We start from the raw sequence: 25,332 nt of genomic DNA on the forward strand, positions 1-25,332 counted from the left end.
TACGTTATCAATGTCTCCTCTTATCTGCTAGCTAAATGCTACTGGAATTGGCACAGTTCTTTTATAAGTCTGTTGCCGAGGCTTCAAAGGGCCAGTCCCTCCACCTCTCTGGATAAGAAAATGTATTGCTATTTATTTGTTGTAGATAACTATATATGTATTTGAATTCCTTGTCAATAAGAAATATTAAAAATATTTCAAGCTGGTTTTAGTTTAAATTGAATGATCCTGATGATCATTTCATATACTGGAAAGACATATTTCGTACACATATAAATCTCTATTTACATCCGGGCATATGTTTAGACTAATTTATAAAAGGGGTATATTGTTTTTATAGATAAAAAATTCATAAAGTGTTCAAAAAGTATAGACACGTTTGGAAAATAAGCATATAATACACATTAGTCCAAAAAAACATTCTATATCATATTGAATTCATTTATCAATATTGGTATAATTAAGTTTTTCACTTAAAAAATTAAAATCTATAAACATAATAATATACGGAAGGGGGCGTAGATGTTGAATAGATATTTGATTATCGCTTTAATGATTATCATTCTGCCAATGACACACTTATTTTTAGATACACCCCACAGCTACGTTCTCGCCGAACAGGATACCCTGGTTGATCATCAGGTATCACATGACTTAGGTTTAGGCGGCAATGACCAGCAGGATAAATCATTTATAGCACATCCGGCTTTAATCATTACTTTATTCTTATTGGGCGGCCAATGTTTATTTACAACTGTTGTAAGAGCTGCCCGGATAAAACAGCTGCTGAATCCTGTTTTCTATCAGTCCAATTTCGTGGTTTAATCCTCTTTTGATATAAGTAAAAGATCAAAAGAGGAGGCTATAAAAATGATGATTTTTAGATTTATCGTTATCGGATTCTTTTCACTGACTGCATTGTCTGTATTCAGTTACCAGGGTGTTGAGGTATTTCATGCAGTTGCCGATATGTTCAGAGCAAGATCGTAAATGGTAATGTACCCTGCGGACAATAAAGTTTATTGACCTATAATGTATAAAAAAGGCAGTTAATGAATTTAATTTCATTAACTGCCTTTTTTACAATTTAAGAGAGCTTATACTGTATTAAAAATTCCCGCCACGCACTTCTGTTACGTCGTAGACAGTTACAAATGCTGTTGGATCGACATCTTGGATTGTCTCCTTCATTTTGCTTTCCTCCAGCCGGGTTATCACACATTTTATTTGTTTAAATTCCTTTTTAGAATAGCCGCCTTCTACATGCTGTAAAGTACAGCTGCGTTCAAGCCGACCCCTGATTTCTTTCATCATTTCATCAGCATGCTCTGTAATAATATAAACTGCTTTTGTGCTGCTTAATCCTTCTTCAATAATGTGAATGACCTTCGAGGCAATGTAATAAGCGACACCTGACATTAATGCCCCTTTTAAACCAAACACGGTTGATACCACAATAAATACAAATAAATTCAAGAATAAAATTAGGTCACTGGTTCCAAAAGGCAGCTTACGAGATAATAATACAGCCAGCATATCAATCCCGTCCAGGGCGCCTCCATTACGAAGCGCCAGCCCCATACCGGTTCCAATAATAATCCCGCCGACAGCGGTGACCAGTAATGTATCTCCCTCAATTTCAATAATGGATGGAATATGATGCATCATGCTTGTACTTATAGCAAGTGAAGCGATACCTAAAGTAGAGAGGATTGCAAAATTCTTACCGATTTGTTTATACCCTAAGTAAACAAATGGAATATTTATGACAGCAATTAAAAGTCCCAGCGGTAAACCGGTCCACTCTGATCCTACGATACTTATCCCGGTTACGCCCCCATCTGAAACACTGTTCGGTATCAATACTGCTTCCAACCCATAGGCTGTTATAAATCCGCCAATAATAATTATTAATCCTCTTGCAAAAAGTATAGCTTTTCTTGATTTTTTCGTTTGTGCTTTGCTCATCCAACTTTCCTTTCTCTCTTTTTATTCTTAACGGCGTATAAAACAACATACCCTGCTGCCTTTAATTGGTGTCAGTTTAGTTCGTGTTCCACTTTTTGAATAAAACAGAAAATGACGTAACTTAATATTTCGATTAAATGTTCTGATTAATATTTTTCCTTAGCTTAGGATTCCTTATTTCACACAAAATAACCGTAGGCAGCAAGATACTTTTTACTATTTTATCACTGCCAAATAAATTGATTTTTCGACATTATTAATTATACGCTTCTCCACTTCAAACACAAATGATTTGAAGTTAAAAAATGGATAACTCTGCTAAACAGATCTCCACACAAATCTGCCAAAGCAACAATTTCTCCCTCTTCATATAAAGCGGCTAAATGATAACGCTCCACCTTCACCGCTTCTTTTGCCAAATCTATATAAGGAGCTTCGTCAAGATGTATTCGCGGCTGGCACATTACCTTATAAGCTTCCCGCCACTCTTTTTCTGTTGTTAATTCTTTTATTCTCATGGATTATCCTTCCTTTTTAAACAGACAGACTGGCCCTAATTTGTTCATAATTGGTATTTCTCAATATGCAGCCCTTTCTCATCTGTAAAAAGAATAATATCCGCCTTACTTTTATACGGGCTCATAAAATGTCTGTATTGAATTCTTCTTTCATGATGTGATTTCTGTATATCCTCCAGATTCCGATTTCGTTCAACGGTATCCCGGCTGGAACGCCGATTTAATTCTGTCTCACTATCTGTGTAAAGATAAATTTGTAAATCCAAGTAATCGCGATTCACAAATGCAATGCTCATTCCTTCCATAATAGTCAGTTTTTTATCAGGTTCTACCCTTTTACTTGGTAAATAATCGGTGTCAATTGTATCCCACTCCATACCTGCATGAGTCATTTGAATATCCCGTTCCAAAGCTTCCACATAATGAGCCAACGGATGGCAAGCAGTCATTTTAGCAGTACGGGGTTCGTTTTGATAAGTATAGGTGATTTTTGTGTCTTTTCTTAACGCAGAACTGACAATATACGGGTCTGTACAAATTAAATTTACATCCTGATCCAAAGCCCGTTTCAAATGCTCAGCAAATGTGCTTTTCCCTGCTCCGCCATGTCCGGTAATACCAATGATGACATGCTTTTTTTGTGCATTTATCCATTTAATTAAATCCTGTATGATACTATCCATGGGACTCACCTCCGCTTCTATTATATCTTAATCAAAAAACAAAGCAGAGGTCTTTTTCCTACAGAGAGGAAAAAGGCTGTCTTAAAACAATGAATACGTTTTCGTAATATGGAATTAGAAAGGAGATTGTTGAACAGTGGAATTACTAAATAAACGGGAAATTAAAATTCTTCACCTTCTTTTGAACAGTAAGGAAATGCATACAGGTCAAGAGATAGCATTGCTTCTAAATGTATCATCCAGAACTGTCCGCAATGATATTAAAAACTTAAATGTTTTATTGCCTAAATATCATGCAGAAATCATTTCTCATAAAGGAAAAGGCTATGAATTAGTTATCAGGGAAGAGGATAAATTCAGGGAGCTATTACCAAAGTCTGAATATGCAGGCAGCCGTGGACATACTGGTGATTCAGAAGGTAAGCAGCTTGTTGAAGAAATCGTTAGAAAAATATTGATGAACTGTCTGCACGGAGAAGTTATCTTTCAGGAAGAACTTGCTGAAAGCCTGTTTATCAGTGCCACTTCTCTAAAGAAGTATCTTCCACTCGTTCGCTCTGCTTTCAAAGAATACAATCTTACCTTAGTGTCTGACAAGAAGAAAGGATTTACCATTCAAGGAAAGGAGGAAAAAATTCGATTTTGCATATCTGACTTTCTATTTCAAGATGAAAAATTTGAATCAAGTTAAATGTTTTCGTCCAAACGATTAATCTTAAATTCTTTGGACGATTATTTTTATGAATTTGTTCTCCATTCTTTCCTTACAAAATTAATTGACTCTTTTTCGGACTTCTTTTAAAATCTGTTTTAAACAACTACTTATGGTTATCAGCGAAAACCGCATGAATGGAGAGATGTTTGATGAATATCAATGATAGTAATATACTTCTTCGCCCCTTAACAATGAAAGATTTTCAAGCGGTCTTAACCTGGAGCAGAGACAGCAGCTTTTGTGCCGCAAACGGTTGGCAATTGAATCGTTCCCAAGAAGAACTTTATTTATGGTGGAGCCGTAATGTCAATAACCAGCAGCCAAATTTTATCCGATTGGGCATTGAGCTCCAACATACACTAATTGGCTATGCTGATTTAGCGGATATACATAATAATTCTGCTGAACTAGGCATTGCTATTGGTGAAAGCAGTTTATGGGGCAGAGGCATTGGAGTAACTGCTGCAAATAAAATGATCACATACGGAGCAAAGCATCTTAGCATTCATCTATTCCGTGCAGAAACGCATATCACAAATCAGCGTGCCCAGAAAATGCTGAAGCGACTCGGTTTCCGGGAAGAAAGCCGGGTGGGAGATGAAAGTTCCAGCTCATATATTCCATTCATATTATACCTGGAGCGTCCTGCCTAGCTCTCTTTTAATCTCTTTTTGGCAGGTGTTATTCTTCACATAAACTACTGCCAAGAAGGATTTCTTTCAAATCTATGTCTGAACAACTTCAATTATATTCTTCCATTCATACACAAGCAGATCCAGCACATCACCGTCAATCTGAATATCCTTCTTTTCTACAACCTTCGCTCTTAACCGTTCATAAAATAAACGGCTATTGTTTTCTGCCAGAACTTCTACTTGGACAGTATGAATAGACAGGTCTAAAAATCGTTTAAAACCTTCCAACAACCATATCATCCGTATCCACAGCAACTAATATAATACTATCGCCAGCTTAAATAATATTTTTCCATTTCATTTCTGCTTTTTTCAAGATTTATTCTATTATAATGATTTCTTAAAACAAATGATTCTCCCCGCTTCCATAAAACCAAGACGAAGATGCATAGCGAGGCTCTCTTCATTATCTATGGTACAATCACTGGCAAATTCACTACAGCCCTGCTCTTCTGCCCAGCGCTCACAAGTCTTTACTAATTCTCTTGCATATCCGTTATTTCTATGTGATTCCCTGACAAAAATCCCTTCTAAATAACCGACTGGTGATGTTTTTGTTCCTTCAACATAATCAAATCTCAGCTGACATTGCGCGAACCCGACAGCATTCTGTTTATCAAAGGCTAACAAAATACATGCATGTTTATCTTCTAAATATCCCTGGAATTCCTCTTTTAATGCATGGAGGTCATTTTTTGGCCATAACATTTTTGCTAAACCGGCAACATGATCTAAATCTTCTCTATTCGCTTTTCTCAGCATTTTTTCACTCCTTATTTAAAATGTTTTCATTCCATACTATTTAAATATTCAAAGTTAATACATAATTATAACAAATATTTCTATTTTTTTGTAAATAATCATTGAATTGCATTAGTGAAACTTACACGCCCCTTTATTCGTAAATATTTATGAAGAGGTGATAATGTTGAAAAATCATGAAGGTTGTATTAAATGCGGAAGCCGAAATGCTGATACAAAGGATGTGTCCATGACAGGATCCGGTTTATCTAAAGTATTTGATGTGCAGCATAATCGTTTTACCGTTGTATATTGCATGGATTGCGGGTACTCGGAATTTTATAATAGAGACAGCTCCAAAACAAGTAATGTCATTGATTTATTTTTCGGATAATACCATTCCATAAAATCTTTAAATTAATTTAAAAAGGAAGCGTGGTTCTATTGTTCCATGCTTCTTTTGATGTATAAATTGCGCTCATTGTTTGCTATTGTTTTATCTTTGTATAAAATATAGTCAGAGATTTAAAGGATAATGAAGTCGCAATTCACTTAAACTCTTCAGCCGCATTACTTATATAGAACTTCATGATTTACCGTGATATTAAAAATAGCTTTACATTCCCATGCCTTCTTTGATAGAATGATTTCTTGTGTATTTAAAAAATACGTTGTAAAGGAATTGTTTTTATGTACTTCTCAAAGAAAGATTTTTTAAATAGATATTATACAGTTCTATTACTTTTAGCTATTTTACTTATTGCGGCAACTCTTCGCTCTCCAATTTCGTCTGTCGGGCCGCTTATTCCTTTTTTTCGGGGAGAATTAGAAGCCTCCAATGCTATGATTGGATTAGTCAATACCCTTCCATTGCTTGCTTTTGGCTTATTCTCACCTTTTGTACCAAGACTATCCAGCAAATTCGGGATGGAATTTACGCTGCTGATTGCTATGATTTTTCTGTCTATTGGTGTATTTATCCGTGCAAGCGGCGGAATAGAGCTGTTATTATTCGGCACACTCCTGACTGGAATGGCTATTGCTGTCGGTAATATCCTGATGCCGGGATTAATTAAATCAACCTTCCCTTATCGGATCGGACTGATGACAGGGCTTTACTCTGTCTCGATGAATTTATTCGGTGCGATTGCCTCCGGTATTTCCGTACCGATTGCTTCTATAGATACGTTCGATTGGCGGAATGCTATGCAAATTTGGAGCATAATCTCTTTAGCAGCTGTCATTGTTTTATTACTGCGGCTGCCAGTTACACGTTCCAGCGAAAAAAAAGTGTTTATGAACGTAAAAAGTCAGCCATCCAGAGCTATTTTTAAATCGAAAATTGCCTGGGCTGTTACATTTTTTATGGGGCTGCAATCACTTATACCGTACAGCTTATTTACTTGGCTGCCTGATATTTTACTCACAAAAGGATTTGATGAAAGTGAAGCCGGGTGGTTAATTGCCATTTATCAACTCGGGCTTATTCCAACGACATTTATTGCTCCAATCCTTGCCGGACGGATGAAAAGCCAGCGTCTGATTGGCTGCAGTGCCGGATTACTATTTTTCTTCGGTCTCTTGGGTGTTGCCTTCACTTCATCACATTTGATTATCGTCTTTCTTATCTTAACCGGTGTCGGGGCGGGAACTGCATTCAGTTTAGCGATGATGTTCTTTGTTCTCCGTACCAATACGGTTATAGAATCTGCGCAGCTATCCAGCATGGCCCAGTCTATTGGCTATATCGTTGCTTCTACCGGCCCCCTTTTTCTTGGATCCATCTCGGAAATGACAGAGGGCTGGACGGTGCCATTTATTATTTTAATGGCAGTAGCTTTATGTATTGCCTTCCTCGGAACAGTTGCAGGTAAAAATCAAAAGATTTCATTTGAATCAACAGAAGAAACAGCAACAAAATAAAATGAGGCCGGAGAGTTTTTCCGGCTTCATTTTATTTATCTGACGGCAAAGTAGAAATAACCTTCTTCACATCGTCTGCAGACTGATTTAACTGCTGTTTTTCTTCTTCTGTTAAAGGTAATTCAATAACACTTTCGATTCCTTTACCTCCCAAAACGGTCGGCACTCCTAAATAAATATCATGATAGCCGTACTCGCCTTCCAGGTACGCAATCGACGGCAAAATACGTTTTTTATCCTTGACAATCGCTTCTGCCATTTCAACAAGGGATGCTGCTGGAGCGTAATAGGCACTGCCATTGCCAAGAAGATTTACAATTTCTCCTCCCCCTTTTCTTGTCCGCTCTACAATCGCCTCCAGTTTATCTTTTGGAAGCAGATTACTGATTGGTATACCTCCTACATTGGAGTAGCGGATTAAGGGGACCATGCTGTCTCCATGCCCGCCAAGCACAAATCCGGTCACGTCCTCCACAGAAAGTTCCAACGCTTCTGCAACAAATGTATTGAAACGCGCGGTATCTAAAACTCCGGATTGACCAATTACCCGATTCTTTGGAAAACCGGTTGTTTTAAAGCAAGTGTAGGTCATGGCATCGACTGGATTACTTAAGACCAAGATGTAGCTTTCTGGTGCGTAGCGAACAATTTTCTTTGAGATATCCATCATAATATCTGCATTGATTGCGACTAGATCATCACGGCTCATCCCCGGTTTTCTCGCAATTCCTGCAGTAATAATCACCATGTCTGCATCTTTAATTTCTTCATAATCTGATGTACCGGTTACTTTCCCATTAAACTTTTCTACAGGTCCGGATTCGAGCATATCCAGAGCTTTTCCTTTTGTCGGGTTCTCCTGATCAGGAATATCTACTAAAACAACATCCCCCAGCTCCTTTTGAGCAAGTAAAAAAGCGGTTGTTGCTCCAGTAAACCCAGCTCCGATCACTGCAAATTTCCTTCGTTTAAATGTCAATGTAAGTCACTCCTTTGTTGTTTATATTCATTATTTCTAATAAAAAGAGAGAGGTGCCCCAAAATCAGGAGCACCTATTTCCTCTATTAATCTGGAAGGATATCAGATAACTCGTTATGTGGACGAGGGATAACATGGACAGATAATAATTCTCCAACACGGCTTGCTGCTTCACTCCCTGCATCTGTAGCTGCTTTTACGGCTCCTACATCTCCGCTTACAAGTACAGTTACTAAGCCAGCACCGATCTGTTCTTTCCCAATTAAATGCACATTTGCTGCCTTTACCATCGCATCTGCTGCTTCAATTGCCCCTACCAATCCTTTCGTTTCTACCATTCCTAAAGCTCCATTTACTTTACCCATTTTAAATTCCTCCTTAAAATATTATTGATTTTGATATTCCTTTAAAACCTGCCTCACAAGCTCCTCTATTTTCACTTTATCAATTTCTTCACTTGCTGCACCGGATTTTTCAACTGCTTCCTTCATTAAGTGCTCTACTTGTTTACTTGAAACTGCTTCTGATTTACTTTCCCCAGGCTGCGGAATATCTGCTTCCTTCAAGCCGTAAGCAATGCGTTTTACATTATAAAGATGACGTGCAGTAATATTATCGGAGCTGATATTCCCGCCATATGCACCACATCCCAAAGTTAGAGAAGGAGCTAGTGCGGTTGTTGCTCCTACTGCCCCTATGGATGACAATGTATTTACCAGCACTCTGGATACCGGCATTGCCTTTCCAAACTCACGGACTAAATGATCGTCTTTCGTATGGATGGAGAAGGAGTGCCCTCTCCCGCCTAAATTCAGCAGCTCTAAGCATCTTTCTTTTGCTTCATTGGAATTTTCCGCTGTATATAATGCAAACACCGGTGCCAATTTTTCCAGAGAAAAAGGAATATGCTTGTCCACCTGGTCCTCTTCAGCTATTAAAAGTCTGGTGTCATCAGGAACATTTATACCTGCTAATTCTGCAATTTTCAGAGCCGACTTCCCGACAATATCCGGGTTGACCTTGCCAGGCCCTATTGAAATAATCTGCTCCATTTTCTTTTTCTCTTCAGGATTGCAAAAATAAGAACCGTTTTTTTCAAGCTCTTTTTTCACCTGTTCTTGAATAGCCTTATCTACAACAATCGCCTGCTCTGTGGCACAAATTGTACCGTTATCAAAGGTTTTACTATCAACAACCATTTTGACACTTTTCTCAATATCGGCTGATTTTTCAATATACACCGGCACGTTTCCAGGGCCTACCCCATACGCAGGCTTTCCTGAACTATAAGCCGCTTTAACAAGGCCTCCACCGCCAGTGGAAAGAATTAAATTTACATCTGGATGAGTCATTAATTGATTAGTTGCTTCCATACTGGGCTCTGAAATCCAGCCAATTAATCCTTCTGGCGCACCTTCTTCCAGCGCAGCCTCCATGCATATTTTCAGTGTTTCTACGGTACATTTTTTAGCGCGCGGATGCGGGCTGACTACAATCGCGTTTCCTGACTTCAGAGCTGCTATTGTTTTAAACATCGCTGTAGAAGTAGGGTTGGTTGTCGGGATAATCGCAGCGATCACACCATATGGATAAGCAATTTCTGTTACTTTATTTTCTGTATCTTCGTGAATAATCCCAATAGTTTTCTCATCTTTAATAGATTCATAGACATCCCTTGAACCTACTTGGTTTTTTATAAGCTTATGCTCTACAACACCCATCCCTGTTTCTTCTACCGCCATTCGCGCTAATTCTTTTGATTGGTTGTAGGCAGATGCAGCGATTGCTTTTACAATGGAATCAATTTTCCACTGCGAGAATTGCATAAATTCCTGCTGTGCTTTTTTTGCCTTCTTTACTGCATCCCGCATTTCTTGAATAGAGGATAAATCCTTATCTAGTGTCAACAGTAACACTCCTTCCCTGCCTAATTTCCTTTTGTATATGGTTTGAGAGTAATTACCTCACCTCTCTTTTGCTCCACCACCTCAGCCTGCTGTTCAACAGGATCTGGAAGCGGACTTTCATGAGGCCATATTTTAATAGTTGTATTCTTGCTGACATCCTCTTCCTTCATTTCTTCTAAAACGGTGACAACCATTTTCGTTACTCTTTCTACAAGCTCTCTATCCATCTCATTCCTCCTTCCTGCTCTGCTGTCTCCGGACTTTAGCATTTTCATGGAAGATAAGATTCTCAGATTGATGGCTGGCAGCATATGCTTTCATTTCGTCCAATGACTGACATCTGACAAGAGCAGGAATGATATCTATACCTTCCCCTGTATAGGCAGATGTGATAACAATCGGCCCTTTGACAATTGCCTTTTTTAATAAGTGGATTGCTTGTTCTATATTTACTTCACTTGCATCTGCTTTTGTAACAACACCGATTGGCAGTTTATTAATTCCTAAACTGAACCCGGGTGCAAAAATTGTTTTTTCATTGGTTGCATCCTGCACAAATAACACATGTGTAATCTCAAGGGAGGTTGCCATAATACTCCGGTAATGCAAGGGGTTTTCTGTATATTCCCCGGGAGTATCGACAATCCAATCCTCATAAATCAAAGACTGTGTTTTTATTTTTTTCGGCCGTCTCTCTCTGCCAAAAAGCGATTCCTTTAACGTCGTCTTTCCAGCATCTATTCCGCCAAGAATCATGGCTCGATTTTTCAATGGCATTTACTCCCCTCCCTTTTTAAGACTTCGTAATTTCTGCAGGTGTATAGCTTAAAATATCTGCCAAAAATTGATTTACATCATGCAGTGCTGTCTCCACCTCGGAAACACTGCCTACAATCACCAGGCTCCCAGTAAACCGGTCAAGAAAGCCGATATCCACATTTGCAGCTTTCGTGGCACGATCGCCGGCTATAATAACTGTCTCGCTCGGTGTCAGCGTTAATATCCCTAATGCTCCGGCCTGCTGCACGCCTAATTTATCGAACATATCTTCAACAGGATTGGCTATTAAATGACTCAGAGTCACTTGTTTTCCAGGTACAAATTCTTGAATAAACCTCTTTTTCTCTTCCATATGCACTCCTTCTTTCCTTCCCATTTTTATATTTCCCGGAATAGGAAAGCCGCTCTCCATATTTCTTAGGTAGCTTTTGTAAGCTTGGTGTCTTTCTCTTCACTTTTTCCTAAAATAGCATTGGCAATCACAATCGCGATTACAATGGCAATAATCCCTCCGGCGAATTTTCCAATAATCATCGGGAAAATCATTTCACGGGCTACTCCAGCGGCAAATCCCAGATGGTCCCCAAGTACGAATGCTGCCGGTACAGAGAATGCTACGTTAATTACTTTTCCGCGATTATCCATATCCTTCATCAAATTAAACATGGCAATATTATTAGCCAGTGTTGCGACCATACCAGCTGCAGCAACATCATTCATACCAAGCATTTTCCCCATGTTCATCAGCGGTTTCTTAAATACACGGGTGATCACTTCTACCATAACAAAGGCTCCAGCAAGCACAATCGCAATACTTCCGACTACCTCTATTCCTTCTCCTAAAGGAGCAATTCCAGGAATAACGGTAATGCCTGTCAAGACATCGATAATGCCAATTGCCAAGCCTGCTGTCGCAACTACTACCACGCCATAGCCAAAAATTGTAAAGCCTTTAATCATTTGATTTGGTATTTTCCAAAGTCCCAAAATAACGAGGACTGCCAGAATAAAGATAGGAATTAGATTCATAATAACCATGGAAAAGGAATATCCAGCTACTAATCCACCGATAATTGCTCCAAAAGGAATTGCAATAAAGCCTGCCAGCATACCTGTAGCAAGATAGCGCTGATCTTCCTTTTTAATAATTCCCAAGGATACAGGGATAGAGAATACTATCGTTGCCCCCATCATTGCTCCAAGAATAATACCTGAGAACATAGCTGCATCCTGACTCTGCCCCAGCTCTTGAGCCAGCTGCAGGCCTCCCATATCAATAGCTAATAAACTTCCGGCAAACATTGCCGGGTCTGCACCAAGCGCTGTATAGATTGGAACAATAACAGGGCTGAGCACATTTGCCAGGACAGGAGCCATGACAATAATACCGACCATCGCGAGTGCCAGGGCGCCCATTGCCATGATACCTTCATCGAATTTATCTCCGAGTCCAAGTTTATTTTTAAATATCTTGTCAATGGCACCGACTACCATGAAAATGACCATAATATAAATTACAATCTCATTTATGCCCATACCTCTTCCTCCTCAACTCATGTGATTTTCTATTCTTTTTGAACCATATCAATCGAGTCAACCACGCCGACAATTACGGAATCGATGGGCAGTCTTTCTTTTCCAAAAGCAGACCTTGCACTGCTTCCTCTCGTTACTAATACGGTATCTCCAACACCGGCACCCGCTAAATCCGCAGCAACAAAGGTAGAGGATAAATCATCATTATACGTCGGTTTGACAATTAACAGCTTCAGACCGTTCAGTTTTTCATCTTTTCGTGTTGCCCATACAGAGCCCATCACATCGCCGATGATCATTCCTCATTCTCCTCACATCGTTGAATTTCTAATTTATGCTTTTTTGCGTAATCCATAGCCAGCGGCGTAGTAATACTATTTTGCGGAATCAGAAGCTTCTTCTTTTTCTGCATCAGCAGCTTTTGTAAATCTCTTTCTGTAATGACCCGCTTCTCTATAAATTCCGTGTCATTTCCAGGTACATGACAGCTTTTTAGAGGTTTATCGGCCTTTTCTATATTTGAAGATGCTTCCTTCCCATTCTTTTTAATGATCTTCCCAAGTGCTCCCCGCTGGAATCCGCAGGAATTCGCTTCGTCAAAATCAATGTGCATATAGGTCTGATAGCTGGGATGTACGCGTATAACAACATCATCAAATATAAGTGACCTTTCTCCAAATACCTTTACCTGTACGATTTCTTTATGCTCTACCTGGAGTTTCGCAGCATCATGCAAAGCTACATGAATATGCCGTTTAGCAACGATAAGTCCTTTATCCAGGTGCAATTCCTTATCTCCATAGACAAGTGTTACCCCTGGTGTTCCGTCAATATCTCCACTTTCTCTGACCGGGATATTCCCTCCTAAAACAACTGCATCTGTTTTAGATACTTCAACCTGAGATTCGCTTCTTTCAGGCCCTAAGATCACTGCATTTTCAAGTTTTCCTTTAGGTCCTTTGATTGTAATTCTTTCCTTACAAGCAAACTGACCCGGCTGTGATAATTCTTTAGTCTTTGTTAATTGATAACCTGAACCAAATAAATAATCGACAGCTTCTCTGTTTAAATGAACATGCCTTCCAGAGGCTTCAATTTCAACTAAAGACTGGTTCAGCATTTCCTTTTTTACTGCTTCTTCGATCGTTTTTACAAGCAGTTCGTCCAAATCACTCACCTCCATCCAAAAGCTCGGCTACTTCCAGAAAACACTAATATCTTTCCGATTTTTTAAGCTTCATCAAATTGCTTTGGAAGGATTGCGCTGACCTCTGTATGCGGGCGTGGAATGACGTGAACGGATAATAACTCTCCTACACGGTCAGCAGCTGCTGCTCCAGCATCTGTTGCTGCTTTTACTGCTCCAACATCTCCTCTGACAAGTACAGTTACCAGGCCTGCACCAATCTGTTCTTTACCAACTAACGTAACATTTGCTGCCTTTACCATTGCATCTGCTGCCTCAATAGCTCCCACTAATCCTTTTGTTTCAACCATTCCTAACGCATTTGCATTTTGCATTATAAATTCCTCCTTTAATTGTGTGTTCAAAAAGTAACTGAATTAGAAGCAAGAAGTTCAACGCAGATATTCTTCTCTAATCATTTGGGGACTTTTTGAACATCCTCTTTAAGTAATTAACCTATTTTTCTTTCTTTTCATTATTGTCTTTTGCAAGTATTGCCTGGATTAACTCACTTTTTCTTGCGTATTTTATATTTTTTGTTTTATCCAGCAGGGTGATATTATTTGCTCTGGCCAGCTGTCTTAATTGGAGCACCGTCATTTTTTCCAGATTTTCCTGGTCCCAGCTTGGAACGGGATAATCAGGGCTGGAATCTATACTTGGTTTATTTTCAACATCCGGGCTGGGCTGTATCTCCACTTCCAGCTTGGCAGGAACTGTTCCCTGTTGTGGAAGTTTTTTAAGCAAAGAGCCGGTTTCATGATGCATTCTTGGAATAACATGTACAGAAATCAATGTTTGGAATGAAGTAATTGCATTTTCACCAGCCTCCACTGCTGCCTGAACAGCTGCAACATCTCCAAGCAGCTGGACTGTAACAAGTCCGCCCTTGATAATTTCTGCATTCAGAAGCTTCACATTTGCCGCCTTCACTGCCGCGTCTGCCGCCACAATAGAGCTTAATAATCCTCTCGTTTCAATTAATCCTAACGCTTCCATTTATCTCACCTAATATCCTTTTGGATTATCTGCCACATCATTTACTGCGCGTGCAAATGCTTCACAGGCAGCGTGACAGGCCGATTGACTTCCAGTTAGTAAGGCGCCTCCAAAGTTTGTTTCAGAAGGCGGGCCAAAGAATGCAGCCAGCCTCACATCCGCTGACTTCAGCGCCATATCTAATGCATAAATAGCTTCCAATGGCGGAGCAATTAAATAAGCAATTGCTTCCCCCTCTGTTATATTTGCCTGCTTGGAAAGAAATGTTCCAGTCCGTGAAACTAAGTGTGCAAAATAAGGAATAGAATCATCTTCATTGGCACTGACAAAATACGCATCATTCTCAATGTACGAAATTGCTGCATCCAATCCGCTTCTTACTTCCTCCGGATTATAGCCTGCCAGAATACCAATAACCTCTCCGGTTAATTTTGTGGTTGCATTGTCTGCACCGGCATACATTGATTCTGCATAAACAACCTCTACATCTGCTTTCTTCGTTGCTTCGTCTAGCGCTGTGTAGACAACGTCATCTATATCTCCTGTCAAAATCCCGATGCTTCGCTGGTTGGGCAGTAGTTTTAATTCATCTGCTAAATGCGCATCCACATTTGAAATCAGCTTCACACCGAGGACCTGTGCATAAAGCGCATCATCCTTCATAGTAAACCCTCCATTTCTTAGCTTTATCGTCGAGCAGCATATTTACTTTTTTTGAAACTCCCTTAAACCTTATTTAAATCAAGACCTGAAGCTTTCTTATCAATCATTTTCTTAATTAATTCCGCGATATGTGCTCCTGCCTCAACCGGTGGCGTACCACCTTCATGGATATTCGATATAACGGTACGTCTTGCTTCCGGCATATCGACAGTCGGTTTATAAGCGATGTAAGCACTCATGGATTCTGCTGTAACCAGACCCGGTCGCTCCCCGACAAGCAGACAGACAACATCAGCTCCTGTTAGTTCACCAATGACATCCATCGCTGGCACACGGCAATGCTTTATAAACAAATCATTTGTGGCGTCAATACCATGCAGCTTTAGCCCCTGTTTAATAGCTGGCAAAGTATTTTCCAGATTTGCTTCGATGGAAGCCGAGCTCAAGCCGTCTCCTACAACAATTTGTACTTTAGGGCTACCGCAATGTGCTTTTATTTTTTCTTTTACTTCATCCGAGAATTGTCTTCCTAAATCAGGCCGGGTTACATATTCATCCTTATCCTGACAGACGGTCGCAACAGGAAATAAATTATTATCTTTGACAAAATCCTCACTGACATAAGAGAATACGGCATCCTGTGCAGCAGCGTGATCTGCTTTAAACCTTAGTGCACTGGATGTCATATAGCGTGCTCCGCTCCGCCATACTCCCAATCGTGCAGGTGTTTTATCCTTCATGTCTAAATATCCTTCTTCATCTGCAGGATCCGGTACAAGCAGTTCTTTCTTAATCAGTATTTCTGATATATCAGGCAGTACTTCCTCACTGACAGCCTGATTCGTGCTGCCGGCGTGCTCCGATTTTGATGCTTTCTCTTCAGGTGCTTTGCTTTCTCCTGCCATTTCCAGAACAATCTTTTCAATCAGTGTTTTTAATTCTGTATTTGTAACCATCCTTTCTCCTCCTTACACTAAGAATAATGATGCATCTCCTGCCTGCTTCGTTAACCTGCCGGAAAGATCAATAACATCCATTTTCCGCAGCCATTCTTCAAATTCCTTAATTGGTTTCAGCTGCAGCAATTCCCGCAATGTCTGGATTTCATGATAGCCAAGACTTTGATAGTTCAGCATGACATCATCGCCATGCGGAGCGGTAATTAAGAAATTAACTCCGGCCTGAGCAAGCAGTGTACTTAAAATTTCCATATCATCCTGATCTGCTTTCATATGATTCGTGTAACAAACATCCACACCCATCGGAAGACCGGAAAGCTTCCCCATAAAATGATCCTCTAATCCAGCCCGGATGACCTGCTTCGAATCATATAAGTATTCCGGTCCGATGAATCCTACAACGGTATTCACAAGGAAAGGCTCATAAGTTTTACCAAAGCCGTAGCATCTGGCTTCCAAGGTGAGCTGGTCCACTCCATGATGGGCGTTAGAGGATAGCTCGGCGCCCTGTCCTGTTTCAAAATACATGACGTTCGGTCCGGCTGCTGTACCTTCACGCAAAGCAAGCTCCCTTGCCTCTCCAATGAGTTCGCCGCTTATTCCAAAGGCCGTATTTCCTTTTTCCGATCCGGCAATAGATTGGAAGATTAAATCAGCAGGTGCGCCCTCCCGAATAGCCTGCATCTGTGTTGTTACATGGGCAAGCACACTATTCTGGGTAGGAATTGCATACTTATTTTTTACTTCTTCCAGACGATGGAACATCCGCTTAACACTTTCGAGTGTGTCATCAACCGGATTCAATCCAATAACAGCGTCACCAGATCCATATGCAAGGCCTTCTAAAATGGAAGCGACAATTCCATCTTCGTTATCAGATGGATGGTTTGGCTGCAATCTCGCTGATAAGGTTCCTTCTAACCCAATTGTCGTATTGCAATGTGCAGTAACATTTATTTTATTTCCTGCTGTAATCAAATCTAAATTGGACATCAGCTTAGTTACTGCTGCCACCATTTCTGAAGTCAGCCCTCTCGAAATTCTCCTGACATCATTCCCTGTTGTATTGTAATCAAGAATTTTCTCACGGAGCTCCTGCACAGTCCAACGCTTGATAGAATCATAGATTTTCTCATTCAGACTATCTTGAATAATCCGTGTAACCTCATCCTGCTCATAAGGGATAGCAGGGTTGTTCCGCAAATCCTCCAATGTTAAATTTGCTAAAACAACTTTGGCAGCGACACGCTCTTCTGCGGATTCTGCCGCAATCCCGGCCATTACATCTCCTGATTTTTCTTCGTTTGCTTTTGCCATTACTTCGTTGATTGATTTAAATTGATAGGTTCTTCCGAATAATACTGTACTTAAAATCATGCATATCCTCCTCTCGAAATTTGCAAAATAGCTTAATTAAATACGAGCGTTTTAATCACTACCGGCAATACACTCCCTTCTGCAAGCGGATGGCCAATGTCGATATAGTCACCATCTTCTACAAAAACACTATCAATACAGATGATTTCAATATCTAGTCCAAGCATTGTATAGAGCGTCTGGCCAAGCACTTTTCCAATATCCTTCTCTACAATAACAATGAGCGGAAGTCCTAAATTCAGATAACTTCGGGAGCCCTTTATAATTTCTTCTGCCACCCTTGTAATATCTTTGAAACTCGATATTTCTCTGCCTGAAAAAGATATCGCCACACGCAGTTTCTCTTCCTCCAATTGGAATCTGCTTAAGTTTTCATCTGTGTAAGCTGCGATGGAATGAAATTGCTCCATCTCTTCATCGGGAATTTTTACAACCGGAATATTTTTAATCGGGAATTTGTTTTGAGAATAATGAATGGTGCTTCCGCTGATTTCTGTCGTATGTGACCCAGCTCCGACAACTGTGGCCCGTATTAACTCTTTTGGCTCTATCAGCGTCAATTGTTGCGTTAAGGCAGATTGACTGATTGCTGCTCCCAGTAAAATACCAATATCGCCAAATCTGAACACATCTCCCTCAGCCGGCCGATAGATTGCCTCTGCAACACCTCCCGTAAATGAAATATGTGAAATATCCTCTCGATGCTGAATTCCTCTATGTGTCACTATTTGGGTAAAAGCTTCTGTCTGAGGCCGGATTCCGACACTCTCCTCCAACAGCTGTACCATCCGCTCAATTAACGGTTTAAATAAATTTTCTGTTGCTTTTTCTCCTACATAAATGGGCCAGTCATTTTCTTTAATTAAGGCTTGGATTTTTTCCGAAATATATTCAATTTTTTTCGTTTTCTTATTTACTTTGACAAGTCTGCCACCGATATCTAAGCAGCCTGTTTCTACTATCTCTCCCCGCTGCATCACAGCCATATTACTTGTTCCGCCGCCGACATCCAGGTTAACCAGCTTCCCGGCATGTTCCTTGGAATACCGGTGAAGCCCGGCTCCTTTCGCTGCAATAACACTTTCTAAGTCCGGTCCGGCAGTTGCAACAACAAAATCCCCTGCATACCCGCTTAAGCCCTGTAAAACCTCTTCTGCATTTTCTTTTCTGGCAGTTTCACCAGTAATAATGACAGCACCAGTCTGTATGCTTTCTTTGGCAATCCCTGCTTTTTGATACTCACTTGCTACAAACTGTTCAATTTTAGATTGATCAATCCGCTTTCCTTCTAAAAGCGGCGTATCGATAATGTCACTCTTATAAACAACCTTCTTATCAACAATCACGATGCGCGGGACATTAAAAGCAGATGCTGTGTTCTCTATCTTCAGGTGCGAGAATACCAGCTGTGTTGTCGAAGTCCCAATATCAATCCCGACACTTAAAACATTCTCAGCCATTTCCTCCCCCTCCTTTCTGTTTAGCTTTAAAGGATATTAAAAAAAGCAAAGAAGCTTAAAGCATAAAAAATTGCACATAGCAATCTTATTTATACCTTAAGCTTCTTTGCTTTCGGATTCACTTATACATCATTGTACAGTGACTGTTTAAATTGAAAGGTGATTTCCATCCCTCTTTTAAGGCGATTAAATTGAATCGTTCCTTTTAGCTTGTCTTTTACATAATTTTGAACGATAACTAACCCCAGGCTATTCTTTTTAATTTTATCAATTGAAAATCCTGTTCCATTGTCTGCAACCGTAATAACTACTGTATCATCCTGTTTCTTCAAAGAAACCTTCAACTTTCCATTGCTTCTTCCCGCGAATGCATGGTTATAACTGTTTTGTACGAGCTCATTTACAATAAGGGATACAGACGTAGCAATTTCACTTCTGACAATAATGGATTCCTCTGCATCAAGGTTTAATTCAAGGTTGTTTAAAAGCATATAGCTTCGATGCATATTATTCACAATAAATTTAATTACTTCACTTAATTCGACCTCATCTCCAAGCTGTCTCGCTAAAATATCATGTGTTGCAGCAATGGACATGACCCGGTTCATATTATCCGATAAAATATGTTTAATTTCTTCATTCTCGCTTCTTCTTTTCTCCATCCGTAAAAGAGAAGCCATTGTCTGCAGATTATTTTTTATGCGATGATGTGTTTCCCGAATTGCTTCCGTCTTGGAGATAATTTCAGCTTCTTTATTTTTTAATTGGGTAATATCCCTTAAAATAATCGCAAATTCCAGCTTATCGTCCTCCAGAATAATCCGCTTCATCATATAAAATTTATCGCCGAGCTCGATTTCCTTCATAAATGCTTTTTTATCATTTAAGACAAGCTCACTATAGGGAATTTGATTTCCAAATAATTGATTATAATAAACTTCCTCCTGCAAACTGTCTTTTAAAATACTGTCTGCTTTCTCATTTTGAAAAATCAGCCGGCTGGATGAGTCAAAGAAATAGATAGCATCGTCAATATAGTTATTTAAGCGGGCTGTCATGACCATATAATCATTTTGTTCTTCTGTTCCATCCTTCTGTACTTCATGAAAAGGCTGTTCCATAATGTATGTGCCGAGAATTTTATCCTGATATTCAATAGCATATATATTTTGGCGGATAAAGACATTTTCCTGCGTAAACGCTTTATATCCTTTTAATTTCCCTCCAGTTCTGGAGACCTTCCAAACCCCCGGTTCATTCATCTTCATCGCCGGCTGGCCCACGGGGGACTGCTCATAGAGAGATCCCTTCGATACAGGAAGCACATGATAGATGACGATGGAGGCAGTGCTGTTCTTCAATGGAACATCTATGAAAATATCACAATCAAAAATTGCTGCCAGTTCTTCCAGAGCGTGCGCTTTTTGATAAATAACTGCGATCTCTTCCTCTGTCATTTCTGTATACTTCTTGCATAATTCCATAATTTTATCTTTTTGCTTATTCATAAACAATCGCTATCGTCCTTGCAACTTCACTGATGGACTTCCTTCCATCCATACTCATTTTCCGCAGAAGCTTATAAGCCTCCTGCTCATCCAGGTTTCTCTCTTTCATTAATAAACCTTTAGCAATATCAATGATTTTCCGGTCCTCCAGCTTTTGAGATACTTCCTGCACCTGCTTTTCCAGAGACTGGATTTTTTCTGCCCGGGATAAGCACATTTCCACTGTTGGAATAAATGATTTCTCATCCAGCGGCTTCACTAAATATCCAAGTGCCCCAATTTCTCTTGCTTTTTTCACAAATGCTTCGTCGTAAAAAGCAGTCAGCAGTAATATACCGCCGGCAATCTTGTCATACATGATCTTTTTACTGGCCTTGAGTCCATCCAGTACAGGCATTTTTATATCCATGATAACGAGATCCGGACGTTGTTCCTGACAAACATCAATTGCTTCGAATCCATCAGAGGCCTGTCCTACTACATTGTATCCGGCTTCCTCCAAAAGCTCCTGCAAATCCATCTTTGTAATAGGTTCATCGTCGACTATCACAATTTTTTCACTCATATCCATACTCCTTAAACAGTATAATTCATTGCTTATTATTGAAGACTTTCATGATACTCCAGTCGTAAAAATGCAAAAAAAGGGCATGAAAAAGATACATTCTTTTCCAAAGCCCCTTTGCTTTTATCATCAACTAACTGCATTCATTTGATTACTTATTTACGCACGCCATTGTGCTTCTATAACCATTATATATATGAAAGCACTTTCTTGCAAGCCTCTTTTACACTGTAATCAAACCACATACTTATCTTATCTTTTTTAAAATAGCTGTAATATCCTGATATGTCGGTTCTACAGGATTCATATTTGTGCAGCTGTCGTTTAAAGAAGCCTCTGTAATTTCTCTTTCTATTTCATCATTGTATTCCAATTGATATTCTTTTAAATCGGCAGGGATATCGAGCTTTTTCCGGAGCTTCTCTACTTCTTTAATAAGACTTCTTACTCCGCTGGCAAGACTCGCTGCAGGCAGGTTCAATAAACCGGCAAGCGTTGCATATCTTTCTGCTGCCGGAGTTATATGCTGACGATGATTTTGATGGACACCTGCATTAAACGCAATGACGTGCGGGAGTAAAATAGCATTCAGACGGCCATGTGGAACATGAAACCGCGCCCCGCAGGCGTGAGCAATACTGTGGTTGATTCCTAAACCGGCCGTATTAAATGCAAAACCAGCCAATGTAGAAGCATGATGCACTTTTTCCTTTGCTTCTTCATCCTCTTCATTGTGATAGGATTTTGGCAAATAATCAAACAATAGGCGAATGGCTTTCTCCGCCATGGCATCTGAAAAATCATTGGCATTTTTCGCAACATAAGCCTCTATAGCATGTGTTAAAGCATCCATCCCTGTATCAGCTACAATCGGTTTAGGAACTGTTTTCACAAGCTCTATATCCAAAATAGTCGTTTCCGGAATAAGCGAATCAGCCGTTAATGGATATTTCACTCCTTTATTTTGATCCGTTATAACAGAATAGGAGGTTACTTCCGAACCAGTCCCGCTTGTTGTTGGAATAGCAAGAAGCGGCAGCTCGTTAATTGAATAAACCTTCCTGGCAATGTCCTTCATCGCTTTTGCTGCATCCATCGCAGAACCTCCGCCAATGGCAATGACAAAATCAGGATCAAAACCTCTCATTGCCTCTACACCAGCAGTGACATTTTCTATCGGCGGATCGGGCACAACATCCGTAAATAATTGCCATACATTTTCTCCTTTTGAAAGATGCCCTTCTATTTTCTCCAAAATCTCTGTTTCTTTCAGAAAGGGATCTAAAACAATAAAAATCCGTTTATCACTAACCGTTTGCAAATAATCCAAAGCGTTCTTGCCATAGTAAATATCTGTTTGAAAAGCTACCTTTTTCAAGAAAACTCCCCCTCATTTTTTGGCATAAAAAAAAGCAGAGGAACTCTACAGAATTGATTATTCTGTAAAGCTCCTCTGCTTTTAAACGACACGTCTTTGTGTTACTTGTAGTGTACTATTAATCTGTGAATCTTGTCAATTTTAATTTAGAAACAGGAGGATTCACCACTTCTTTGGAGCGAATCTTCCATCATTGAAGGCATTACTTCTTTGTAATTACCTTTCCGATCCGGTTACTTCTTTGTAACACTGCACCCTTACGATCCATGTAAGGCTTAATAGAGTCTGCCGCATTGCAAACCCGAATGCTCAACAAACTTTTGGTTTCGCACAAACCAAAGTAAGCAATGACCCTCAGTCATTTATCGCTCTATACACATTAAAAAACCCTCACCTGTCTTAAGTTGAGAGCAGCAAATAGAATTCAATTTATGTTCATTGAATTACCAGTATGCATCTCCTTTTCCCAGAAGGCAGCTGTGCATATTACTTTGGCAAGTCTCCTGACTCATGGCTGTTATCCACTCTGCCTTCCCGGAAATACCCAGTGGCAATATAGAGTGAACCTACCATTTACAGTGGCCGGACCGTTCAGGATTTTCACCTGATTCCTTTTTAATCATTCACAGCATTGTAAATGAACCAAAATAAATTCCATATAAGTTTGTTAGGTTTATTATATATCAGTTTCATCCTTTTTCAAAGGAAAAATTATCCTGACTCTTTTAAACACAAAGACCAGGCAATCTAAATGAATCCATTCAGACAGCCCGGTCTTAACCCAGTTCAGTTCATATAACGATATTCCATCAGCTGATTCAGCATTTCAATTTCTTCCTGCAGCTTAGCTCCGATATTGGTTTCCCTGACCTTTTTCCGTTCCAGCTCTTTATCTACCACTCGCCGCACAGATAAAACATCCGCTCCGTTTAATACAACATCTTCTTTTGAATTAAAATGCTGATGGGCAACGAGCTGCATTCCAAATGAATTATATAGTAAGGTGTAGCCGGCGATACCAGTTGTAGATTGATAGGCTTTTGAAAACCCGCCGTCAATAACAATCATTTTCCCATTTGCTTTGATTGGATTCTCACCATCTATTTCTTTTACCGGAGTATGTCCATTAATAATATGTCCCTGGCTTGGGTCCAGTTCAAATTCCTCCAGCATCTTCCGGCACATTTCCTCATTTTCACGTAAATAATAGTATGGATTCTTTTCTTCTTTATGAGATACCTTATCCGAAATAAAATAACGCTCAAAAGTGGTCATAGCCCGTTTCCCAAAGAGTGAGGAATATTCCCCTGTCCATAAATACCACACCATATCCGTTGCTAAATCATCAGTCAATTCTTTATGCGCAAAAGCATGACGTAAATAGGACTCAAATTTATCAAGCAATTCTCTCCCTTTGTATGCTTGTCCTTCAATCTTCATTTGCTCCATATTCCCATTTTCATCAACAGGAATGCAGCCATGAATTAATAGATTTCCATTATATTTCAGATACAGGCTGCCTTTTTTCATTAAGAAGTTCATATGCCTTTTCAGCTTCTCTGATTGCTGTACGGAGAGCAGAAGCTTGTCAATAACTTCCTCTTCCTCCGGTAACAGCTTTGCTGGATCAGCCGGGTCAACAGTAGAAAAACATGTGTTTTCCAGCGGATACGTTTTCCCGTATACCGTGATTTCCTGTTTCTCGTAATCTGTTTTCTCTAATACCAGTCTTTCTTCCATATTAAAGAAGGAACGCCGTTTAATAATTGGACTTTCCAGCTTAAATTGGATCATGGCTATTGCCTGATGTATCTTTGTAATCTGCAGTTTTTCCTGATCCGTAATATTCTGATCGGAATGTTTTTTAGGACGGAAGGCAGGATTATCTCCATAATATTTTTCTGCAAGGTTAAGTAATGGGCGTAAATTAATTCCATAAGCATCTTCTATAATATCTAAATTATCATAGCGGGCACAGATTCGAATTATATTGGCAAGGCAAACCTTGGAGCCTGCATACGCACCAATCCACAGCACATCATGGTTGCCCCATTGAATATCGATTGAATGATACCTGATCAGCGTTTCCATAATTTTATCCGGCTCCGGTCCACGGTCATAGATATCTCCAACAACATGCAGATGATCGACGACAAGTTGCTGTGTTGTATAGGATAAGCCAATAATCAGCTTCTCTGCCTGACCAAGCGAGATAATTTTTTGAACAATTTTTTCATAATATGGCTTTTTATTCGTATATTCATCCGTCTTATACAGAAGCTCTTCAATAATATAGACAAACTGCTCCGGCAGGGCTTTACGCAGCTTTGAACGTGTATACTTGGAGGAAGCATAGGAAATTAAATGAATCATATGATGAATTTTCTCTGCGTACCATTCATCTAACGCCTGCTTGGAATTAAATTGATGTTTAATAAGCTTCAGTTTATCTTCCGGATAATAAACAAGCGCTGCAAAGTCATTAATATCTTCTTCTGATAAGATGTCTTTAAAAATATCATTTATCTTTTCTCTCACCTTGCCGGAGCCATTTCGGAGTACATGCTGAAAAGCTTGGTACTCCCCGTGTAAATCACTTACAAAATGCTCCGTTCCCTTTGGCAAATCTAAAATTGACTCTAAATTGATAATCTCTGTAACTACCTTCTCTTCGCTATCATATTTCTCCGCTAATAAATCAAGGTATTTTGTATTCAATTTCCAAATCCCCCTTTTAATTATGCCATATTATTTCTAAATAGTATAACACTTTCAGACTGGAATTGCAGTAA

General features: G+C 39.6%; 28 protein-coding genes, 1 pseudogene and 2 riboswitches. Of the genes and pseudogenes, 5 read left to right on the plus strand and 24 right to left on the minus strand.

The annotated features are described in order from the left end of the window. Window positions 1-17: 17 nt before the first annotated feature. Window positions 18-119: riboswitch (SAM riboswitch) on the minus strand. A gap of 403 nt (window positions 120-522) precedes the next feature. After that, window positions 523-825 carry a hypothetical protein gene (locus tag BN1068_RS20555; protein WP_077604686.1) on the plus strand — a complete coding sequence of 101 codons (303 nt, stop codon included), beginning with the start codon at window positions 523-525 and terminating at the stop codon, window positions 823-825. 282 nt (window positions 826-1,107) lie between these two features. Here the strand turns inward: BN1068_RS20555 and BN1068_RS20560 are convergent, their stop codons facing one another. The 3 genes from BN1068_RS20560 to BN1068_RS20570 all read right to left on the minus strand — a co-directional run bounded on the left by BN1068_RS20560 (window position 1,108) and on the right by BN1068_RS20570 (window position 3,169). Then, entirely contained in the window at window positions 1,108-1,968 is an 861-nt protein-coding gene (locus BN1068_RS20560) for a YitT family protein (RefSeq protein WP_077604687.1), read from the minus strand. Between the two features lie 260 nt (window positions 1,969-2,228). Then, the gene (locus tag BN1068_RS20565; protein ID WP_077604688.1) at window positions 2,229-2,486 is read right to left on the minus strand and encodes a hypothetical protein; all 258 of its coding nucleotides are present in this window, start codon (window positions 2,484-2,486) and stop codon (window positions 2,229-2,231) included. Window positions 2,487-2,530: 44 nt separating this feature from the next. After that, complete coding sequence (locus BN1068_RS20570; RefSeq protein WP_077604689.1) at window positions 2,531-3,169, minus strand: uridine kinase family protein; 639 nt, start codon at window positions 3,167-3,169, stop codon at window positions 2,531-2,533. Window positions 3,170-3,305: 136 nt separating this feature from the next. On the opposite strand from BN1068_RS20570, the gene BN1068_RS20575 reads away from it, so the two are divergent. Further along, window positions 3,306-3,860 (plus strand): HTH domain-containing protein, encoded by a 555-nt coding sequence (locus tag BN1068_RS20575; protein ID WP_077604690.1) that lies wholly within the window; start codon window positions 3,306-3,308, stop codon window positions 3,858-3,860. A gap of 173 nt (window positions 3,861-4,033) precedes the next feature. Continuing rightward, window positions 4,034-4,537, plus strand: coding sequence for a GNAT family N-acetyltransferase (locus tag BN1068_RS20580; RefSeq protein ID WP_077604691.1), 504 nt, complete (start codon window positions 4,034-4,036; stop codon window positions 4,535-4,537). Window positions 4,538-4,609: 72 nt separating this feature from the next. Here the strand turns inward: BN1068_RS20580 and BN1068_RS20585 are convergent, their stop codons facing one another. Together BN1068_RS20585 and aac(6') are read right to left on the minus strand one after the other, a co-directional pair. Beyond that, window positions 4,610-4,807 carry a hypothetical protein gene (locus tag BN1068_RS20585; protein ID WP_077604692.1) on the minus strand — a complete coding sequence of 66 codons (198 nt, stop codon included), beginning with the start codon at window positions 4,805-4,807 and terminating at the stop codon, window positions 4,610-4,612. Between the two features lie 99 nt (window positions 4,808-4,906). After that, window positions 4,907-5,341, minus strand: coding sequence for an aminoglycoside 6'-N-acetyltransferase (aac(6'), locus tag BN1068_RS20590; protein WP_077604693.1), 435 nt, complete (start codon window positions 5,339-5,341; stop codon window positions 4,907-4,909). A 163-nt stretch (window positions 5,342-5,504) separates the two neighbouring features. On the opposite strand from aac(6'), the gene BN1068_RS20595 reads away from it, so the two are divergent. Both BN1068_RS20595 and BN1068_RS20600 read left to right on the plus strand, forming a co-directional pair. Next, window positions 5,505-5,714, plus strand: coding sequence for a zinc ribbon domain-containing protein (locus BN1068_RS20595; RefSeq protein ID WP_175637215.1), 210 nt, complete (start codon window positions 5,505-5,507; stop codon window positions 5,712-5,714). Between the two features lie 296 nt (window positions 5,715-6,010). Further along, entirely contained in the window at window positions 6,011-7,243 is a 1,233-nt protein-coding gene (locus tag BN1068_RS20600) for a CynX/NimT family MFS transporter (protein ID WP_077604694.1), read from the plus strand. A 31-nt stretch (window positions 7,244-7,274) separates the two neighbouring features. Here BN1068_RS20600 and mdh read toward each other — a convergent pair whose 3' ends face one another. The 19 genes and pseudogenes from mdh to BN1068_RS20695 all read right to left on the minus strand — a co-directional run bounded on the left by mdh (window position 7,275) and on the right by BN1068_RS20695 (window position 25,258). Next, window positions 7,275-8,222, minus strand: a complete 948-nt coding sequence (mdh, locus tag BN1068_RS20605; protein WP_077604695.1) for a malate dehydrogenase — start codon at window positions 8,220-8,222, stop codon at window positions 7,275-7,277. 86 nt (window positions 8,223-8,308) lie between these two features. After that, a complete protein-coding gene (locus BN1068_RS20610; RefSeq protein ID WP_077604696.1) occupies window positions 8,309-8,587 on the minus strand; it encodes a BMC domain-containing protein in 279 nt (92 codons plus the stop codon). Between the two features lie 21 nt (window positions 8,588-8,608). Further along, window positions 8,609-10,129: an acetaldehyde dehydrogenase (acetylating) gene (locus tag BN1068_RS20615; protein ID WP_139344900.1), complete on the minus strand. Its 1,521-nt coding sequence runs from the start codon at window positions 10,127-10,129 to the stop codon at window positions 8,609-8,611. Between the two features lie 20 nt (window positions 10,130-10,149). Then, a complete protein-coding gene (locus BN1068_RS20620; RefSeq protein WP_077604697.1) occupies window positions 10,150-10,356 on the minus strand; it encodes a hypothetical protein in 207 nt (68 codons plus the stop codon). 1 nt (window position 10,357) lies between these two features. Then, a complete protein-coding gene (locus BN1068_RS20625) occupies window positions 10,358-10,906 on the minus strand; it encodes a EutP/PduV family microcompartment system protein (RefSeq protein WP_077604698.1) in 549 nt (182 codons plus the stop codon). Window positions 10,907-10,922: 16 nt separating this feature from the next. Beyond that, window positions 10,923-11,261: an ethanolamine utilization microcompartment protein EutS gene (gene eutS / locus BN1068_RS20630; RefSeq protein WP_077605184.1), complete on the minus strand. Its 339-nt coding sequence runs from the start codon at window positions 11,259-11,261 to the stop codon at window positions 10,923-10,925. 65 nt (window positions 11,262-11,326) lie between these two features. Continuing rightward, window positions 11,327-12,445: an ethanolamine utilization protein EutH gene (gene eutH, locus BN1068_RS20635; protein WP_077604699.1), complete on the minus strand. Its 1,119-nt coding sequence runs from the start codon at window positions 12,443-12,445 to the stop codon at window positions 11,327-11,329. A gap of 29 nt (window positions 12,446-12,474) precedes the next feature. Next, window positions 12,475-12,744: a EutN/CcmL family microcompartment protein gene (locus BN1068_RS20640; protein WP_077604700.1), complete on the minus strand. Its 270-nt coding sequence runs from the start codon at window positions 12,742-12,744 to the stop codon at window positions 12,475-12,477. A 242-nt stretch (window positions 12,745-12,986) separates the two neighbouring features. Continuing rightward, window positions 12,987-13,628, minus strand: a pseudogene (gene eutD / locus BN1068_RS20645) (ethanolamine utilization phosphate acetyltransferase EutD); the annotation flags it as partial. A gap of 47 nt (window positions 13,629-13,675) precedes the next feature. After that, a complete protein-coding gene (gene pduA, locus BN1068_RS20650) occupies window positions 13,676-13,966 on the minus strand; it encodes a propanediol utilization microcompartment protein PduA (RefSeq protein WP_077604702.1) in 291 nt (96 codons plus the stop codon). A gap of 121 nt (window positions 13,967-14,087) precedes the next feature. Continuing rightward, on the minus strand, window positions 14,088-14,630 hold the full coding sequence (locus tag BN1068_RS24230; protein ID WP_077604703.1) for a BMC domain-containing protein: 543 nt from the start codon (window positions 14,628-14,630) through the stop codon (window positions 14,088-14,090). Window positions 14,631-14,639: 9 nt separating this feature from the next. Continuing rightward, window positions 14,640-15,293, minus strand: a complete 654-nt coding sequence (gene eutL, locus BN1068_RS20660) for an ethanolamine utilization microcompartment protein EutL (protein ID WP_077604704.1) — start codon at window positions 15,291-15,293, stop codon at window positions 14,640-14,642. Between the two features lie 62 nt (window positions 15,294-15,355). Then, complete coding sequence (eutC, locus tag BN1068_RS20665; RefSeq protein ID WP_077604705.1) at window positions 15,356-16,249, minus strand: ethanolamine ammonia-lyase subunit EutC; 894 nt, start codon at window positions 16,247-16,249, stop codon at window positions 15,356-15,358. 12 nt (window positions 16,250-16,261) lie between these two features. Further along, window positions 16,262-17,629 (minus strand): ethanolamine ammonia-lyase subunit EutB, encoded by a 1,368-nt coding sequence (locus tag BN1068_RS20670; protein ID WP_077604706.1) that lies wholly within the window; start codon window positions 17,627-17,629, stop codon window positions 16,262-16,264. Between the two features lie 32 nt (window positions 17,630-17,661). Then, window positions 17,662-19,089 carry an ethanolamine ammonia-lyase reactivating factor EutA gene (eutA, locus tag BN1068_RS20675; RefSeq protein ID WP_077604707.1) on the minus strand — a complete coding sequence of 476 codons (1,428 nt, stop codon included), beginning with the start codon at window positions 19,087-19,089 and terminating at the stop codon, window positions 17,662-17,664. Window positions 19,090-19,211: 122 nt separating this feature from the next. Continuing rightward, window positions 19,212-20,597, minus strand: coding sequence for a histidine kinase N-terminal domain-containing protein (locus BN1068_RS20680; RefSeq protein WP_139344901.1), 1,386 nt, complete (start codon window positions 20,595-20,597; stop codon window positions 19,212-19,214). Next, a complete protein-coding gene (locus BN1068_RS20685; RefSeq protein ID WP_077604709.1) occupies window positions 20,590-21,162 on the minus strand; it encodes an ANTAR domain-containing response regulator in 573 nt (190 codons plus the stop codon). The genes BN1068_RS20680 and BN1068_RS20685 overlap by 8 nt, the downstream gene beginning before the upstream one ends. A gap of 247 nt (window positions 21,163-21,409) precedes the next feature. Continuing rightward, window positions 21,410-22,540, minus strand: coding sequence for a 1-propanol dehydrogenase PduQ (locus BN1068_RS20690; RefSeq protein ID WP_077604710.1), 1,131 nt, complete (start codon window positions 22,538-22,540; stop codon window positions 21,410-21,412). 476 nt (window positions 22,541-23,016) lie between these two features. Then, a riboswitch (cobalamin riboswitch) is annotated at window positions 23,017-23,202 on the minus strand. Window positions 23,203-23,326: 124 nt separating this feature from the next. Then, entirely contained in the window at window positions 23,327-25,258 is a 1,932-nt protein-coding gene (locus BN1068_RS20695) for a fructose-1,6-bisphosphatase (RefSeq protein WP_077604711.1), read from the minus strand. Window positions 25,259-25,332 lie beyond the last annotated feature (74 nt).

Origin of the sequence: Oceanobacillus sojae, from assembly GCF_900162665.1 — a bacterium.
GTDB lineage: Bacteria > Bacillota > Bacilli > Bacillales > Amphibacillaceae > Oceanobacillus > Oceanobacillus sojae_A.

Excerpts from the sequence above, each read along its gene's own strand:
- BN1068_RS20555 (WP_077604686.1), top strand. The coding sequence starts at position 523 with ATGTTGAATAGATATTTGATTATCGCTTTAATGATTATCATTCTGCCA.
- BN1068_RS20560 (WP_077604687.1), bottom strand. The coding sequence starts at position 1,968 with ATGAGCAAAGCACAAACGAAAAAATCAAGAAAAGCTATACTTTTTGCA.
- BN1068_RS20565 (WP_077604688.1), bottom strand. The coding sequence starts at position 2,486 with ATGAGAATAAAAGAATTAACAACAGAAAAAGAGTGGCGGGAAGCTTAT.
- BN1068_RS20570 (WP_077604689.1), bottom strand. The coding sequence starts at position 3,169 with ATGGATAGTATCATACAGGATTTAATTAAATGGATAAATGCACAAAAA.
- BN1068_RS20580 (WP_077604691.1), top strand. The coding sequence starts at position 4,034 with ATGAATATCAATGATAGTAATATACTTCTTCGCCCCTTAACAATGAAA.
- BN1068_RS20595 (WP_175637215.1), top strand. The coding sequence starts at position 5,505 with ATGTTGAAAAATCATGAAGGTTGTATTAAATGCGGAAGCCGAAATGCT.
- BN1068_RS20600 (WP_077604694.1), top strand. The coding sequence starts at position 6,011 with ATGTACTTCTCAAAGAAAGATTTTTTAAATAGATATTATACAGTTCTA.
- BN1068_RS20610 (WP_077604696.1), bottom strand. The coding sequence starts at position 8,587 with ATGGGTAAAGTAAATGGAGCTTTAGGAATGGTAGAAACGAAAGGATTG.
- BN1068_RS20620 (WP_077604697.1), bottom strand. The coding sequence starts at position 10,356 with ATGGATAGAGAGCTTGTAGAAAGAGTAACGAAAATGGTTGTCACCGTT.
- BN1068_RS20625 (WP_077604698.1), bottom strand. The coding sequence starts at position 10,906 with ATGCCATTGAAAAATCGAGCCATGATTCTTGGCGGAATAGATGCTGGA.
- eutS (WP_077605184.1), bottom strand. The coding sequence starts at position 11,261 with ATGGAAGAGAAAAAGAGGTTTATTCAAGAATTTGTACCTGGAAAACAA.
- eutH (WP_077604699.1), bottom strand. The coding sequence starts at position 12,445 with ATGGGCATAAATGAGATTGTAATTTATATTATGGTCATTTTCATGGTA.
- BN1068_RS20640 (WP_077604700.1), bottom strand. The coding sequence starts at position 12,744 with ATGATCATCGGCGATGTGATGGGCTCTGTATGGGCAACACGAAAAGAT.
- pduA (WP_077604702.1), bottom strand. The coding sequence starts at position 13,966 with ATGCAAAATGCAAATGCGTTAGGAATGGTTGAAACAAAAGGATTAGTG.
- BN1068_RS24230 (WP_077604703.1), bottom strand. The coding sequence starts at position 14,630 with ATGGAAGCGTTAGGATTAATTGAAACGAGAGGATTATTAAGCTCTATT.
- eutL (WP_077604704.1), bottom strand. The coding sequence starts at position 15,293 with ATGAAGGATGATGCGCTTTATGCACAGGTCCTCGGTGTGAAGCTGATT.
- eutC (WP_077604705.1), bottom strand. The coding sequence starts at position 16,249 with ATGGTTACAAATACAGAATTAAAAACACTGATTGAAAAGATTGTTCTG.
- BN1068_RS20670 (WP_077604706.1), bottom strand. The coding sequence starts at position 17,629 with ATGATTTTAAGTACAGTATTATTCGGAAGAACCTATCAATTTAAATCA.
- eutA (WP_077604707.1), bottom strand. The coding sequence starts at position 19,089 with ATGGCTGAGAATGTTTTAAGTGTCGGGATTGATATTGGGACTTCGACA.
- BN1068_RS20680 (WP_139344901.1), bottom strand. The coding sequence starts at position 20,597 with ATGAATAAGCAAAAAGATAAAATTATGGAATTATGCAAGAAGTATACA.
- BN1068_RS20685 (WP_077604709.1), bottom strand. The coding sequence starts at position 21,162 with ATGAGTGAAAAAATTGTGATAGTCGACGATGAACCTATTACAAAGATG.